Below are 12,850 nucleotides of genomic sequence, written 5' to 3' on the forward strand. Positions count from 1 at the left end.
ACCAGTCACTGACACGAATACGGCACCAGGGAAGGGAACGGGACGATTTCAACGGACCGGCGGCAAGTGCAGGGCCTGGATGGTCTCCGAGGTCTGGCGGCCCTGTATGTGGTGCTGTTCCACTGCTGGCTGTACGCCTTCCCGGGCTACCCGAACAGTTCCGCGCCCCCATGGCTGGACGTGCTGATGTTCGGGCGGATCGCCGTCGTCTTCTTCCTGGTGCTGTCCGGCTTCTCCCTGGCCATCTCACCGGCCCGGCACGGCTGGCGCTCGGACGGCGTCCTGCGGTTCCTGCGCCGACGGGCCTGGCGCATCCTGCCTCCCTACTGGGCGGCGCTGCTCCTCAGCCTGGCCGTCTCATGGCTCGTGGTCCCGGCCTCGCACCACGGGCCGCCCACCGGCGCGTCCGTCCTGGTCTACGGCCTCGTCGCGCAGGACGTGTTCACCGCCCCGACGCCGAACGGCGCCTTCTGGTCGATCGGGGTGGAGGCCGAGCTGTATCTCGTCTTCCCGCTCCTCCTTCTGGTCCGGCGCCGGTTCAACGCGACCGTCCTGATCGTGTGTGCGACGCTCCCGGTGATCGGCCTCGGGCTGATGGCGGCCGGCGCCTCCCCGGTGGAGGGCGACAATCTGCTCGCCCCGCATCTGTTCCCCGTGTTCGTCGCGGGCGTCGTGGGCGCCGGCATCGTCGCCGCCTCGGATCGCGTCCGGCGCCTGCCGTGGGGCTGGTTCGCCGTGCTGGCCGCGCTGCCCGTCCTGGCGCTCGGCGTCGCGCGGGGCGAGGTGTGGACGGTGAACCACTACTTCTGGGTGGATCTCGCCGTCGCCCCCGCCATGACGATGCTGCTCGCCTCGGTCGCCACCGGCAGGCCCGCCGCCCTCGTACGGTTCCTGACCACACGCCCCCTGCGGAGTCTTGGCGACTTCTCCTACAGCCTCTATCTGATCCATCTGTCGATCGTCCTGGTGGTGATTCGGCGGGTGGCCCCGCACGTCGTCTCGCCGGGGCTGCACACCTTCTGCTTCACGCTCCTCGTCGGCCTGCCCGTCTCGGTGCTCGCGGCTTGGCTGTTCTCCCAGGTCTTCGAACTGCCCTTCAAGCGGAACAGGTCTTGGAAGTCCCTGACCGGGCAGAGCAGCGGTGTTCAGCTCCGCCCCAGCACCACCGTCCCCGAGGAGCAGAACCAGCCGCCCGTCCCGGAGACCACCCCGAGCCGCGGCAACTCGCCCGCCCGGTCGGTGACTTGACGGGCCTCGGCCTCCCCTCGCAACTGCCGTACCGCCTCCACCAGCAGGAACAGCCCCCGCATGCCCGGGTGTTGGGCCGAAAGCCCGCCCCCGTCCGTGTTCACCGGCAGATCTCCGCCCGCCACTCGCAGCCGGCCCTTCTCCACGAAGGCACCCCCCTCGCCCTTCGCGCAGAAACCCAGGTCCTCCAGCGTCACCAACGTCATGTAGGTGAACGCGTCGTAGATCTCCGCGAAGTCGATCTCCTCGGGCCGCACCCCGGCCCGCTCGAAGGCCAGCCGTCCGCTCACCGCCGCCGGTGACACCGTGAAGTCGGGCCACTCGGACATCGCGGCGTGCGAGACGTGCTCCCCGGTGCCGAGGACCCACACCGGGGGTGTACGGCAGTCGCGTACGTACTCCTCGGCGGCCAGCAGTACCGCCGCTCCGCCGTCGGACCGTATGCAGCAGTGCAGTTTGGTGAAGGGGGCGGCGATCATCGGCCCGGCGAGGACGTCGTCCACGGTGATCGGCTCGCGGAACATCGCCTCGGGGTTCAGCGCGGCGTTGGCGCGGGCCTGCACCGCCACCTCCGCCAACTGCTCGATGGTCGTGCCGAATTCGAGCATGTGGCGGCGGGCGGCCATCGCGTACTTGGCGATCAGCGTGTGGCCGTAGGGGACCTCGAACTGGAGGGGACCGCGCGCGCCGAAGGAGAGGTTGCCGGTGCGGCGGCCGGCCTTGATGTCGGCGCGGGCCGTCGAGCCGTAGACGAGGAGGACCGCGTTCGCGTGGCCGGCGGCTATCGCGTCCGCCGCGTGGGCCGCCATGACCTCCCAGGTCGAACCGCCGACCGCCGTCGAGTCGACCCAGGTGGGGCGCAGGCCCAGATACTCGGCCACCTCGACGGGCGGCAGCGTGCCGAGGCCCGCCGACGCGAAGCCGTCCACCACGCTCCTCTCCACGCCCGCGTCCGCCAGCGCGCGGCGGGCCGCCTGGGCGTGCAGGGCGTAGGGGGTCAGGTCGTCCACGCGTCCGCAGTCGGACAGCGCCACGCCCACCATCGCGACCTTGCGGCTCCCCGGTGTCATGAGGGGCCTCCTCCCTCTGTGCATATCGTGCCCGGACTCCTAATATGACGGACCGTCAGATCTGGAGGGAAGTGCCATGGACGCCAGCTTCACCGCCGAGCAGGACGAGATCCGCCGTACCCTCCGCGAACTCCTCACCAGACGCTGCGGACCGGACGAACTCCGGGCCGCCCTCGACACCCCCGCCGGACACGACCCCGCCCTGTGGGCGGCCCTCGCCGACGGGCTCGGACTGCCGGGGCTCGCGCTCCCGGAGTCGTATGACGGCGTCGGCTGTACGACCACCGAACTCGCTCTCGCCTGCGAGGAGTTGGGCCGCTCGCTCGCCCCCTCCCCGCTGCTCGCCACCGCCGTGCTCGTCGCGCCGCTCGTGCTCGCGCTCGGCACCGATGCCCAGCGCGCCCGGCTGCTGCCCCGGATCGCCGCCGGTTCCCTGACCGCCGCTCTCGCCGTGCCCGGCACCGCCCTCACCACCGCCCTGACCCTCACCGGCGACAACGGCGGCGAGTGGGCGGGGGGCGGGCGCGCGGGCGGGGTGCAGGCCAGGCGGGAGGGGGAGGCCGGGTGGCGGCTGTACGGCCAGGTGGCGCAGGTGCTCGACGGGCACAGTGCCGACCTGCTGCTGGTCGCCGCCCACGCGGGAGGGTTCGCGCGGTCGCGGACCCTGTTGTTCCTTGTGGCGGGGGACGCGGAAGGGATCGTACGGACCCGGCAGATCGCCCTCGACGCGACCCGGCCGCAGGCGCGGCTCGAACTGCGGGATGTGAAGGGCGAGTTGCTGGGTGTGGACGACGGTCCCGCCGTGCTGCGGGAGCTCTCCGCGCTCGGTGACACCGTCGCCGTCGTCCTCGCCGCCGAAGCCGTCGGGGCCGCCGACCGCGTGCTGGAGCTGACCGTCCAACACGTGGGGCAGCGCGAGCAGTTCGGGCGGGCGATCGGGTCGTTCCAGGCGGTGAAGCACCGGCTGGCCGATGTGTATGTGCAGGTCCAGGCGGCCAAGTCGGCCGCCTACTACGCGGCTTGGGCGACCGTCCACGGCGAGCGGGTGGGCGCGCTCGCCCTCGCCCAGGCCCTGGAGTCGCTGCGGGCGGCCGCCGCCGAGGGGATCCAACTGCACGGCGGGATCGGCTTCACCTGGGAGCACGAGGCCCATCTCTACTTCAAGCGCTCCGCCGGTGACGAACTGCTCTTCGGGCCGGTGCACCGGTTGCGGGCGTACGCCGCCGAGGGGGCGCGTCTCTTCGAGAACCGCGAGGTGACGGTGTGATCGGTGTCCGGCTGGTGCAGAGGGTCTCCTCCACGCGTGGGTTCGCGAAGGTCGCCCCGCATGTCATCCCGGTCCTCGACCGGGCCGTGCACCGGCTCACGCGCGGCAAGGTGCTGCTCAGCGCGCAGATGCTGCCGGGGGTGATCCTGACCTCGACCGGTGCCAGGAGCGGGCAGTCGCGCCGAAGCCCCCTCGCCTGTATGCCGGTGGAGGACGGCTGGATCCTCATCGGGTCCAACTTCGGCCGGACCGGTCACCCCGCCTGGACGCACAACCTCATCGCCCGTCCCGACGCCTCGATCAACTGGAAAGGCGAGGAAATCCCGGTCACCGCCCGGCTGTTGGAGGGCGAGGAACGGGCGGCGGTCTGGAAGGCCGCGCTCGCTTTCTGGCCGCCGTACGCCACGTATCAGGCGCGGGTGGAGCGGGAGATCCGGCTGTTCCGGATCACACGCAGGGACACACGCAGGGCAGGCGGCGGTCCACCTGGGTGAACCGCCGCCCACGAGACAGGACTTGGGACCCGGGAAGCAGATACCGCGGAAGCGGTCGCTACTTCGTCGGCTTCTTGCCGGTCACGCCCAGATGGACCAACAGCGCCAGGTTCGGCTTCAGTTCAGCCTGTTTGACGCCCCATGTCTGGAAACCCTTCTGGTGCGAGGCGACGGCCGCGAGCATCGCGACCAGCGAACCGGCGATCGCCGCCGGGTTCACGTCCTTGTCGACCCGCCCCTTGGACTGCAACTCGGTGATCGAGTCCGTCAGGGAGTTGTTCACGGAGTTGAGGATCTTCATGCGGATCTTGTAGAAGCGTTTGTCGCCCTCGGCCGCTCCGAGGTCGACGACCCGCAGGATCGCGTCGTTACGGCGCCAGAACTCCAGGAATCCGTCCACGAGTTCCTGCGCGGTGGTCCAGCCGGCCTTGCCCACCCAGGTCCGGCCGTCGAGCAACGCCGTCAACTGGCCTCCCTCCGTGGCCATTTGCTCGGCGATCTCCAGGACGGCACCTTCGACGTCCGGGAAGTACTGGTAGAAGGTCGCGGGTGAAGTACCCGCCTTCCGGGCGACATCGATGACTTTGACGTCCCGGTAAGGGGAGGAGCTGAGCATCTCGCTTAGGCAGTCGAGCAGCTTCTGCCGGGTCGCCTGCCCACGCCGGCCGGCCACGCGGCCGTCGACGGTACGCACTTGTCCTGTCATGCCGTCAGCTTACCGAGGGGTGATCGGAGCGCGATTCGGCCGACTGCAAATGGGGTGCACGGGCTGTTTGAGGCTGGTGCGCTGGTCTGCGCGGTGCGTGCGGCGCCGTTACTTTGACGGTATGGCCGAAAACAGGGCATCCACGAACGAAGAGCCGTACACGGAGGGCGTCCCCTGCTGGGTGGACGCGCAGCTTCCGGACGTGGAGGCGGGCAGGCGGTTCTACGGTGAGCTCTTCGGGTGGACCTTCACCGACCGGCCCGAGGCGTACGGCGGCTCCGTCTGGGCCCGCAAGGACGGTGAGCCCGTCGCGGCGCTCGCCCACAAGGCGGACGGACGCATGCCGACCGTGTGGACGGTGTACTTCGCGACGCCGGACGTGATGCGGCTGACCGGGCGGATCCAGGCGGCCGGCGGACAGGTCGTGATGGCGCCGCTGACCGTGGGGGAACTGGGCACCGCCGCCCTCGCCGCCGACCCCGAGGGCGCCGTCTTCGGCCTCTGGCAGGCGGCCCGCCACCCCGGCTTCGGCGTCCGCCACAAGGCCGGCACCTTCGTCTGGGCCGAGCTGTACACGCGTGACACGGAGGCGGCGAACACTTTCTACGGCGGACTTTTCACAGACGCCCTCTTCGGACCGGACGCGGCCCCCGACTTCGGCCGGGCACCCGTCTCGGACGTGTTCCCGGTCGAGATGCCGCCGCATTTCCTGGTCCACTTCCGGGTCGAGCGCCTCGTGGACGCGCTGGGCACGGTGCACCGGCTGGGCGGGCGGGTCCAGGTCCCGCCCTTCGAGACGTCGTACGGAAAAGTGGCCGTCGTCACCGACAATCAAGGGGCGTCGTTCGCGCTGCTGCAACGCTGACACCTGGACGTTTGTCCGGAGATATGCCGAGACACCCCGATTAGTCGCCGGGTTCGCAACCTGTGGCCCGGCCAGGAAGAATCAGGGTGCGTGCCGCCATGGCGGTGCGGTGGTGAGACGCTGCACGGGGTCGCGTACATATGTGGGTGGCGTGGCCCGTACGGGGAGGTGGCAGGCAAGTGGTGGATCAGCTGACGCAGCACGATCCGCGGCGGATCGGGCCGTTCGAGGTGCTGGGACGGCTGGGCGCGGGCGGCATGGGGCTGGTCTATCTGGCGCGCTCGGCGTCCGGTCGGCGGGTGGCGATCAAGACCGTGCGGACGGAGCTCGCCGAGGACCAGTTGTTCCGGGTCCGCTTCACCCGTGAGGTCGAGGCCGCCCGGGCGGTCTCCGGCTTCTACACGGCGGCCGTGGTCGACGCCGACCCCCGGGCCGCCGTCCCCTGGCTGGCCACCGCGTACGTGCCGGCACCCTCCCTCGAAGAGATAGTGAACGAGTGCGGGCCCATGCCGGCCCAGGCGGTGCGCTGGCTCGCGGCCGGGGTCGCGGAGGCGCTCCAGTCCATCCACGGCGCGGGTCTCGTCCACCGCGACCTCAAACCGTCGAACGTGCTCGTGGTCGAGGACGGCCCCCGGGTCATCGACTTCGGTATCGCCTCCGGCGTCTCCAACACCCGTCTGACGATGACGAACGTCGCCGTCGGCACCCCCGCCTACATGTCCCCCGAGCAGGCCAAGGACTCCCGCAGCGTCACCGGCGCCAGCGACGTGTTCTCGCTCGGCTCGATGCTCGTCTTCGCCGCCACCGGACACCCCCCGTTCCACGGTGCCAACCCGGTCGAGACCGTCTTCATGCTGCTGCGCGAGGGCCCCGACCTCACCGGGCTCCCGGACGAACTGCGCCCGCTCATCGAGTCCTGTATGCAGATGGAGGCCACCGGCCGCCCCAACCCGGCCGACCTCCAGGCCCAGCTCGCCCCCCATCTCTTCGGCTCCGGCTCCGACGACAGCGGTACGGCCTCGGCCTGGCTGCCCGAGCGCGCGGTGGGCCTGATCGAGACCCGGCGCGGCGGCCGCCCGGCCGTGAAACCGACGCCCACCGCGGGCCGCAGCGGCGGAGGCGGCCGCGTCGCCGTACCGCCCCCGCCCTCCCACGACCCCGTCGTGCCCGTCCCCGTCGGCGCCCCCGACACCGGGCCGGTACGGCTGGCCGGCGCCCCCGTGCCCATCGGCCCCGGCCCCCGGGTCGCCGACGCCCGCGCCGCCGCCGTGAAGGCACCCCCTCCGGAGGCCGGCCTGGTCGCCTCCTGGTCCCGGCCCCGTCCCGGCGTCAACGGCACCGACGCCGCCGTGGGCCCCGCCGTACCCGCACCGCCGCCGCTGCCCCCGGAGACCGCCTCCGGCTGGCGCCCCTGGCGGTTCCGCATGTCGAACGACGTCTGGGGCACCCCGACCGTCGCCGGCGACCTCGTCTACGTCACCTCGTTCGAGGTACATGCCCTGGACGTGCAGACCGGCCGCCGCTCCTTCAAGACCAGGGACGTCGCCTGGTCGATGGCGGTCGCGGACGGCTGTATCCACGCCTCGGACGGACCCACCCTCTTCGCCCTGGACGCCCGCGAGGGCGGCGACCTGTGGCGGCTGTCCACCGACGCCTGGGTGTACTCCCTCAAGGCCGAGCGCGGCACCGTCGTCACCGGCACGCGCGGCGGCGGAGTACAGGCCTGGGAGGCGTCCACCGGCCAGAAGCTGTGGCAGCTCACCGGCGCGCAGACCGACTTCGAGTCCCCGGAGGCGGGCCCGGCCCTGCACGACGGCACCGTCTACGTGTGGCAGGACGCCCGCCTGCGCGCCCTCGACGCCCGGACGGGCGAGGAGCGCTGGGCGTACCCGATCGGCGACGTGGCCTCCTGCGGCGGCGTACCCGTACGGATCACCGCCGCCCCGGACGGTCATGTCTACGTCGCCGCGGGCACCCGCGTCCTGTCCGTCGAGGTGGCGAGCGGCCGGGTCCGCTGGCACTTCGAGGCCCCCGCGGTCTTCCTCTGCGCACCCACCTTCGCCCCCGGCCCCGCCGTCACCGGCGGCGGTGTCTACCTCGCCGACTACCTCGGCACGGTCTACGCCCTCGACGCCGCCGACGGCCGCGACCGCTGGCGCATCGCGACCGAACCCCGGGCCTCGATCGAACCGGTCCTGGTCGCCGCCGGGCATGTGCACGTCGGCAGCGGCAAGGGCCTCTACACACTCGACGCGGTCACCGGCACCCCCAAGTGGCGTTTCCAGGCGGGCGGCGACATCGTGGGCGCCCCCGCGGTCGCCGAGGGCCGTATCCACTTCGGCTCCAGCGACCACCTCCTCTACACCCTCAAGGCCGACGACGGCCGCCTGCGCTGGAAGCTCGCGACCGGCGGCGAGATCACCGGAGCGCCGGTCGTCAGGGACGGCGTCGTGTACGCGTGCAGCAAGGACCGCTGCGTGTACGCCCTCGACGCGGAGAAGGGGACGGGCACCGCAAGGACCGCGTGAGCGGCGCCCGTTCGGGTCGGTACCATGATCGGATGCAGACGCGGGGGCGCAGGCTCAAATTTACGGCGGTACTGGCGATGGTGGTCCTCACCCTCACCGGCTTCTCCACCGGACGGCACCACAGCACCAGCCGTCACAGGAGCAGCGGGGGAGGGGGCGGCGGATGCAGCAGCTCCAGCCAGGACCACGACACGTCGACGTCATCGGGTACTTCGTCGGGCGGTACTTCAGGGGGCAGTTCGGGAGGCAGTTCGTACACCCGCCGCCCCAACTACCGCTCCACACCCACCTCTTCCACGACCTCTTCCGGCGGCGGCAGCAGCCTGCGGGACGGCACGGCGAAGCTGGTGAGCTGCGCGACGGCGACCCGGCAGTACGCCACCGTCGAGGTCAGCAACCCCAACAGCCGCAAGGCCACCTTCTCCGTGGACGTCACCTTCAAGGACGCCCAGGACAACGAGGTCGACTTCAACTACAAGGACGTCAAGGTCCCGGCGAACGGCAAGGCGACGGTCCGCGTCCCCCTGCTCGGCACCTCGACCCCCGTGGACCACTGCGAGGTCGACCCCAGGGCGACAGCGGGGAGTTGACGCTCACCGCGTCCGGTAGCCGCCGTCGCGCCGCCCGGCGAACAACTCCGCCTGCCGCGCGGTCGGCAGGTTCCCGAGCGCGATGAGCGGCGGCGCCTGCGCATAGGCCTGCGCCCGCGCCGCCTCCTTCGCCGCCCACAAGGCCCGCACGGTGCCCTGGACACCCTCGGCCGGATACCCGGCGATGACGGCCGCGCAACGCACGGCGGCCTCCAACGCCCCACCGGGCGGGCCGATTTCGGAGACCAGCCCGACGTCGTACGCCCGCTGCGCGGACATCCGCTCCGCCGTCCCCATGAGCATCATCCGCGCGACCTCGCCGTACGGCATCCGATGCGCCATCAGCACCGACTCGTACGCGCTGACCATGCCGTAGGTGGTGTGCGGGTCGAAGAACACGGCGGTCGGGTCGGCGACGACGAACTCGCTCTCGCCGAGCAGATAGAAGGCCCCGCCACAGGCCATCCCGGTCACGGCGGCGACGACCGGCTTCCACAGGTCGTTGGCCTTCGGCCCAATGCGGAGCAGCGGATCGTCCTGCATATAGGGCGAGTTGGGCTGCGGCACGACCGCGTCCCGGTCGAGCCCGGTACAGAAGGCGCGCTCCCCGGCCCCGGTCAGGACGACGGCCCGTACGGTGTCGTCGAACCGCAACTCCCTCCACACGGCACCGAGTTCGGCGGCGGTGTCGAGGTCGATGGCGTTGAGCTTGTGCGGCCGGTCGAGGGTGACGACGGCGACACCGGTGTCCTTGTCGGCGGCGACCCGGAGCGTCATGACCGCTCCAGGACCCACTGCGGCAGCCCGGAGGCCGGGTCGAACACGAACTGCACCCGGGCCCCGATCCGAACCCGCTCCGGCGCAAGGGAGTTGAGGGCCGCCCCCGCTTCGCTGACGAGATTCCCGACCAGCCGGATGCGGGGATGGTCGGTCAGCTCGACCACGATCACGTTGTAGGGCGCGACGGCGGCGTAGTCGGGCAGGAGCGGGGGGTGCGGGAGGACGTACGACCACACTCGCCCCCTCCCGCTCGTCGGCCGCCACTCGCTCGCGAAGGACTGGCAGTGGGGGCAGCAGGGGCGGGGCGGGAAGCGGGGCCCGTCGCAGTCGGCGCAGGTCTGGACACGGAGTTCGCCTTCGGCCGCGTACTGCCAGAAGGGGGCGCCGTCGGTGTCGGTGACGGGGAAGAGCATGGCGGTCAACTCCTCATGTCCTCATGTCGTGAGCAGCAGGGCGGAGGTGGGGACGCCCTCGCCCGCCGTCACCAGACAGGTGGCGGCGTCCGGGACCTGGGCGGTGCTGGTGCCGCGCAACTGCCGTACGCCTTCGTTGATGAGGTTGAACCCGTGGACGTAGGCCTCCGACAACCCGCCGCCACTGGTGTTGAGGGGCAACTGCCCCCCGATTTCCAGCGAACCGCCCTCTGTGAAGGCACCGCCTTCCCCCCGCCCGCAGAAGCCGTAGCCCTCCAGGGAGAGCGGGACGAGGGCGGTGAACGCGTCGTAGATCTGGGCGACATCGACGTCCTGTGGGGTGAAGTCGGCGTGTTTCCACAGGTGTCGGGCGGCGGTCCAGGCGGGCCCGGTCAGTGGGTCGTCGTTCCAGTAGTTGACCATGCCGTGGTGCTGGGCGGGGAGGCCCTGGGCGGCGGAGTGGACGTAGACGGGGCGGGTGCGGCAGTCGCGGGCCCGCTCGCGCGAGACGACCACGCAGGCCAACGCCCCGTCCGTCTCAAGGCAGTTGTCGAAGAGGCAGAGGGGTTCGCTGATCCAGCGGGAGGTCATGTACATCTCGCGGGTGAGCGGGCGGTCGTACATGATGGCCGCCGGATTCTGGTTGGCCCGGTTCCGGCAGGCGAGGGCGACGTTGAAGAGATGGTCGCGGGTGGCGCCGTACTCGTACATGTAGCGGCGGGTGAGCATGGCTATCTCGTCGGCCGGCCGGAGGAGTCCGAAGGGGCGGGTCCACTGGGCGGGGGTGGGGAGTTGGCGGGTCGTGTTGGTCCACGGCCTGGCCCCGCTGCCCCGCTTCCTGGACCGCCAGGCAACCCCCACGCTCGCCTGCCCCGAGGCGATGGCGCCGGCGAGATGGGCGACGGTGGCGCAGGAACCGCCCCCTCCGTACCCCACCTTGCTGAAGAAGGTCAGGTCCCCGAAGCCAACGGCCTTCGCCAGCTCGACCTCGTCGGTCTCCTCCATCGTGTAGGAGGCGAGGGCGTCGACCTCGCTCGGCGCGATCCCGGCGTCGTCGAGGGCGGCGAGCACGGCACGGCAGGCCAAGGTCCGCTCGTCCTCGGGGAGTTGTTTGGCGAAGGGGGTCTGACCGATGCCGACGATCGCGGTGGCGTCCTTGATTCCGGCCATGGTTGGGGCCTCCACAGGGTGCCGGGGCGGCTGACAGGGCGTCAGGCTACAGCTAATCTGACGGGCAGTCAGCTACCGGGTACAGGGAGGCCGTTCATGCGCGGAGACGTGGAGTGGGGCAGCATCCCGGGTCTGGTCCGATCGGCCGCCGAGCGGTACGCCGACACCGAGGCGGTGGTGGAGGGCCGGACCCGGATCTCGTACGCCGAGTTGGGCGCCCGCGTCGAACGGTCGGCGGCGGCCTGCGTCGCGGCGAGCGTCTCGCCGGGCGACCGGGTCGCGATCTGGGCCCCGAACTCCCTCGACTGGATCGTGGCGGCGCTCGGCGCGGTGTCGGCGGGGGCGGTGCTGGTGCCGATCAACACCCGTTTCAAGGGAGTTGAGGCGGCGGACGTGCTGCGGCGCAGCGGGGCGCGGCTGCTGTTCGTGACCGGGACGTTCCTGGGCACCTCGTACGTGGCCTCGCTGCGGCGGGCCGTCGCGGAGGGACCCGGGCTGCCGGAGCTGGACCAGGTGGTGGTGCTGTCGGACGACGCCCCCGCCGACTACCGCACCTGGAAGGACTTCCTGGCGGGCGGCGACGGGGTGCCGGCGCACGAGGTGCGGGCGCGGTCCGCGTCGGTGAACGGCTCCTGCCCATCGGACATCGTCTTCACGTCCGGTACGACGGGTCGGCCGAAGGGCGCGGTGATCTCGCACGCGCAGACGCTACGGGCGTACGAGATCTGGAGCGACCTCGCGGGGCTGAGGCAGGGCGACCGCTACCTGATCGTGAACCCCTTCTTCCACACCTTCGGCTACAAGGCCGGCGTGCTGGCCTGTCTGATGCGCGGCGCGACGATGATCCCGCAGCCGGTGTTCAACGTGGACACCGCGCTGGCGAACATCGCGGCGGAACGGGTGTCGGTCCTCCCGGGCCCGCCGACGCTCCACCAGTCCCTGCTGGACCACCCGGCCCGCGACGCACACGACCTCTCGACACTCCGGCTGGTGGTGACGGGGGCGGCAATCGTCCCGCTGCGGCTGGTGGAACGGCTGCGCGGGGAGCTGGGCGTGGAGACCGTCCTGACGGCGTACGGCCTCTCGGAGGCGAGCGGCATCGTGACGATGTGCCGACGGGGCGATGATCCGACGGTGATCGCGTCGACGTCGGGGCGGGCGATACCAGGCACGGAGGTGCGGGTCGAGGCGGCGGTGGGTGAGCCGGGGGAGGTCCTGGTCCGGGGTTTCAACGTCATGCGCGGCTACTACGAGGACGAGGCCGCCACCGCCCAGGTCGTCACGGAGGAGGGCTGGCTGCGCACGGGTGACGTGGGGGTGTTGGACCCGTCCGGCAACCTCCGCATCACCGACCGCATCAAGGACATGTTCATCGTCGGCGGCTTCAACGCGTACCCGGCGGAGATAGAGCAGTTGCTGGGCCTGCATCCCGATGTGGCGGACGTGGCGGTGATCGGCGTACCGGACGCGCGGCTGGGGGAAGTCGGGAAGGCGTATGTGGTGCGGCGGGCGGGGGTGAGTCTTACGGGCGACGACCTGATCGCGTGGGCCCGGCGGGAGATGGCGAACTACAAGGTGCCGCGGGTGGTGGAGTTCGTGGGGGAGTTGCCTCGGAATGCCAGTGGGAAGGTGGTCAAGGGGGAGTTGCGGGGGCGGGGTGCATAGTCCTACGGGGGTGCTGATGCCGGAGCGGCGGTGGGTGAGCGAGGAATCCCGCGT

Annotated in this window: 12 protein-coding genes; 7 read left to right on the forward strand and 5 right to left on the reverse strand. The window is 71.3% G+C overall.

Translation table 11 applies throughout. From position 1 onward, the window contains the following. Positions 1–66: 66 nt before the first annotated feature. Complete coding sequence (locus ABZT04_RS01235; RefSeq protein WP_356051474.1) at positions 67–1,248, forward strand: acyltransferase; 1,182 nt, start codon at positions 67–69, stop codon at positions 1,246–1,248. On the opposite strand, the gene ABZT04_RS01240 is transcribed toward ABZT04_RS01235, so the two are convergent. After that, positions 1,146–2,318 carry an acetyl-CoA acetyltransferase gene (locus ABZT04_RS01240; protein ID WP_356051476.1) on the reverse strand — a complete coding sequence of 391 codons (1,173 nt, stop codon included), beginning with the start codon at positions 2,316–2,318 and terminating at the stop codon, positions 1,146–1,148. The genes ABZT04_RS01235 and ABZT04_RS01240 overlap by 103 nt on opposite strands. A 76-nt stretch (positions 2,319–2,394) precedes the next feature. Here ABZT04_RS01240 and ABZT04_RS01245 point away from each other — a divergent pair, with 76 nt between their 5' ends. After that, positions 2,395–3,585: an acyl-CoA dehydrogenase family protein gene (locus tag ABZT04_RS01245; protein ID WP_356051478.1), complete on the forward strand. Its 1,191-nt coding sequence runs from the start codon at positions 2,395–2,397 to the stop codon at positions 3,583–3,585. Next, complete coding sequence (locus tag ABZT04_RS01250; protein ID WP_356051480.1) at positions 3,582–4,079, forward strand: nitroreductase family deazaflavin-dependent oxidoreductase; 498 nt, start codon at positions 3,582–3,584, stop codon at positions 4,077–4,079. Before ABZT04_RS01245 ends, ABZT04_RS01250 begins: the two co-directional genes overlap by 4 nt. Positions 4,080–4,137: 58 nt before the next feature. Here ABZT04_RS01250 and ABZT04_RS01255 read toward each other — a convergent pair whose 3' ends face one another. Continuing rightward, entirely contained in the window at positions 4,138–4,773 is a 636-nt protein-coding gene (locus ABZT04_RS01255; protein ID WP_356052116.1) for a TetR family transcriptional regulator, read from the reverse strand. A gap of 133 nt (positions 4,774–4,906) precedes the next feature. Between ABZT04_RS01255 and ABZT04_RS01260 the strand changes: the two genes are divergently transcribed. The 3 genes from ABZT04_RS01260 (at position 4,907) to ABZT04_RS01270 (ending at position 8,768) form a co-directional block, all read left to right on the forward strand. Beyond that, on the forward strand, positions 4,907–5,650 hold the full coding sequence (locus tag ABZT04_RS01260) for a VOC family protein (protein WP_356051482.1): 744 nt from the start codon (positions 4,907–4,909) through the stop codon (positions 5,648–5,650). Between the two features lie 179 nt (positions 5,651–5,829). Beyond that, positions 5,830–8,178: a serine/threonine-protein kinase gene (locus tag ABZT04_RS01265; protein ID WP_356051484.1), complete on the forward strand. Its 2,349-nt coding sequence runs from the start codon at positions 5,830–5,832 to the stop codon at positions 8,176–8,178. A 32-nt stretch (positions 8,179–8,210) separates the two neighbouring features. After that, positions 8,211–8,768, forward strand: a complete 558-nt coding sequence (locus ABZT04_RS01270; protein ID WP_356051486.1) for a hypothetical protein — start codon at positions 8,211–8,213, stop codon at positions 8,766–8,768. Positions 8,769–8,771: 3 nt separating this feature from the next. Here the strand turns inward: ABZT04_RS01270 and ABZT04_RS01275 are convergent, their stop codons facing one another. Genes ABZT04_RS01275 through ABZT04_RS01285 form a run of 3 tightly spaced genes read right to left on the reverse strand, consistent with a single transcriptional unit; the run spans position 8,772 to position 11,131 of the window. After that, positions 8,772–9,545, reverse strand: coding sequence for an enoyl-CoA hydratase/isomerase family protein (locus ABZT04_RS01275; protein WP_356051488.1), 774 nt, complete (start codon positions 9,543–9,545; stop codon positions 8,772–8,774). Then, complete coding sequence (locus ABZT04_RS01280) at positions 9,542–9,961, reverse strand: OB-fold domain-containing protein (protein ID WP_356051490.1); 420 nt, start codon at positions 9,959–9,961, stop codon at positions 9,542–9,544. Before ABZT04_RS01280 ends, ABZT04_RS01275 begins: the two co-directional genes overlap by 4 nt. Positions 9,962–9,982: 21 nt before the next feature. Continuing rightward, entirely contained in the window at positions 9,983–11,131 is a 1,149-nt protein-coding gene (locus ABZT04_RS01285; RefSeq protein ID WP_356051492.1) for a lipid-transfer protein, read from the reverse strand. A 96-nt stretch (positions 11,132–11,227) separates the two neighbouring features. On the opposite strand from ABZT04_RS01285, the gene ABZT04_RS01290 reads away from it, so the two are divergent. Continuing rightward, entirely contained in the window at positions 11,228–12,796 is a 1,569-nt protein-coding gene (locus tag ABZT04_RS01290; RefSeq protein ID WP_356051494.1) for a FadD3 family acyl-CoA ligase, read from the forward strand. Positions 12,797–12,850: the final 54 nt, after the last annotated feature.

Origin of the sequence: Streptomyces sp. NPDC005492 (genome assembly GCF_040605995.1) — a bacterium.
In the GTDB taxonomy this organism is placed as follows: Bacteria; Actinomycetota; Actinomycetes; order Streptomycetales; family Streptomycetaceae; genus Streptomyces.

Excerpts from the sequence above, each read along its gene's own strand:
- ABZT04_RS01280 (WP_356051490.1), bottom strand. The coding sequence starts at position 9,961 with ATGCTCTTCCCCGTCACCGACACCGACGGCGCCCCCTTCTGGCAGTAC.
- ABZT04_RS01245 (WP_356051478.1), top strand. The coding sequence starts at position 2,395 with ATGGACGCCAGCTTCACCGCCGAGCAGGACGAGATCCGCCGTACCCTC.
- ABZT04_RS01275 (WP_356051488.1), bottom strand. The coding sequence starts at position 9,545 with ATGACGCTCCGGGTCGCCGCCGACAAGGACACCGGTGTCGCCGTCGTC.
- ABZT04_RS01240 (WP_356051476.1), bottom strand. The coding sequence starts at position 2,318 with ATGACACCGGGGAGCCGCAAGGTCGCGATGGTGGGCGTGGCGCTGTCC.
- ABZT04_RS01260 (WP_356051482.1), top strand. The coding sequence starts at position 4,907 with ATGGCCGAAAACAGGGCATCCACGAACGAAGAGCCGTACACGGAGGGC.
- ABZT04_RS01270 (WP_356051486.1), top strand. The coding sequence starts at position 8,211 with ATGCAGACGCGGGGGCGCAGGCTCAAATTTACGGCGGTACTGGCGATG.
- ABZT04_RS01290 (WP_356051494.1), top strand. The coding sequence starts at position 11,228 with ATGCGCGGAGACGTGGAGTGGGGCAGCATCCCGGGTCTGGTCCGATCG.
- ABZT04_RS01285 (WP_356051492.1), bottom strand. The coding sequence starts at position 11,131 with ATGGCCGGAATCAAGGACGCCACCGCGATCGTCGGCATCGGTCAGACC.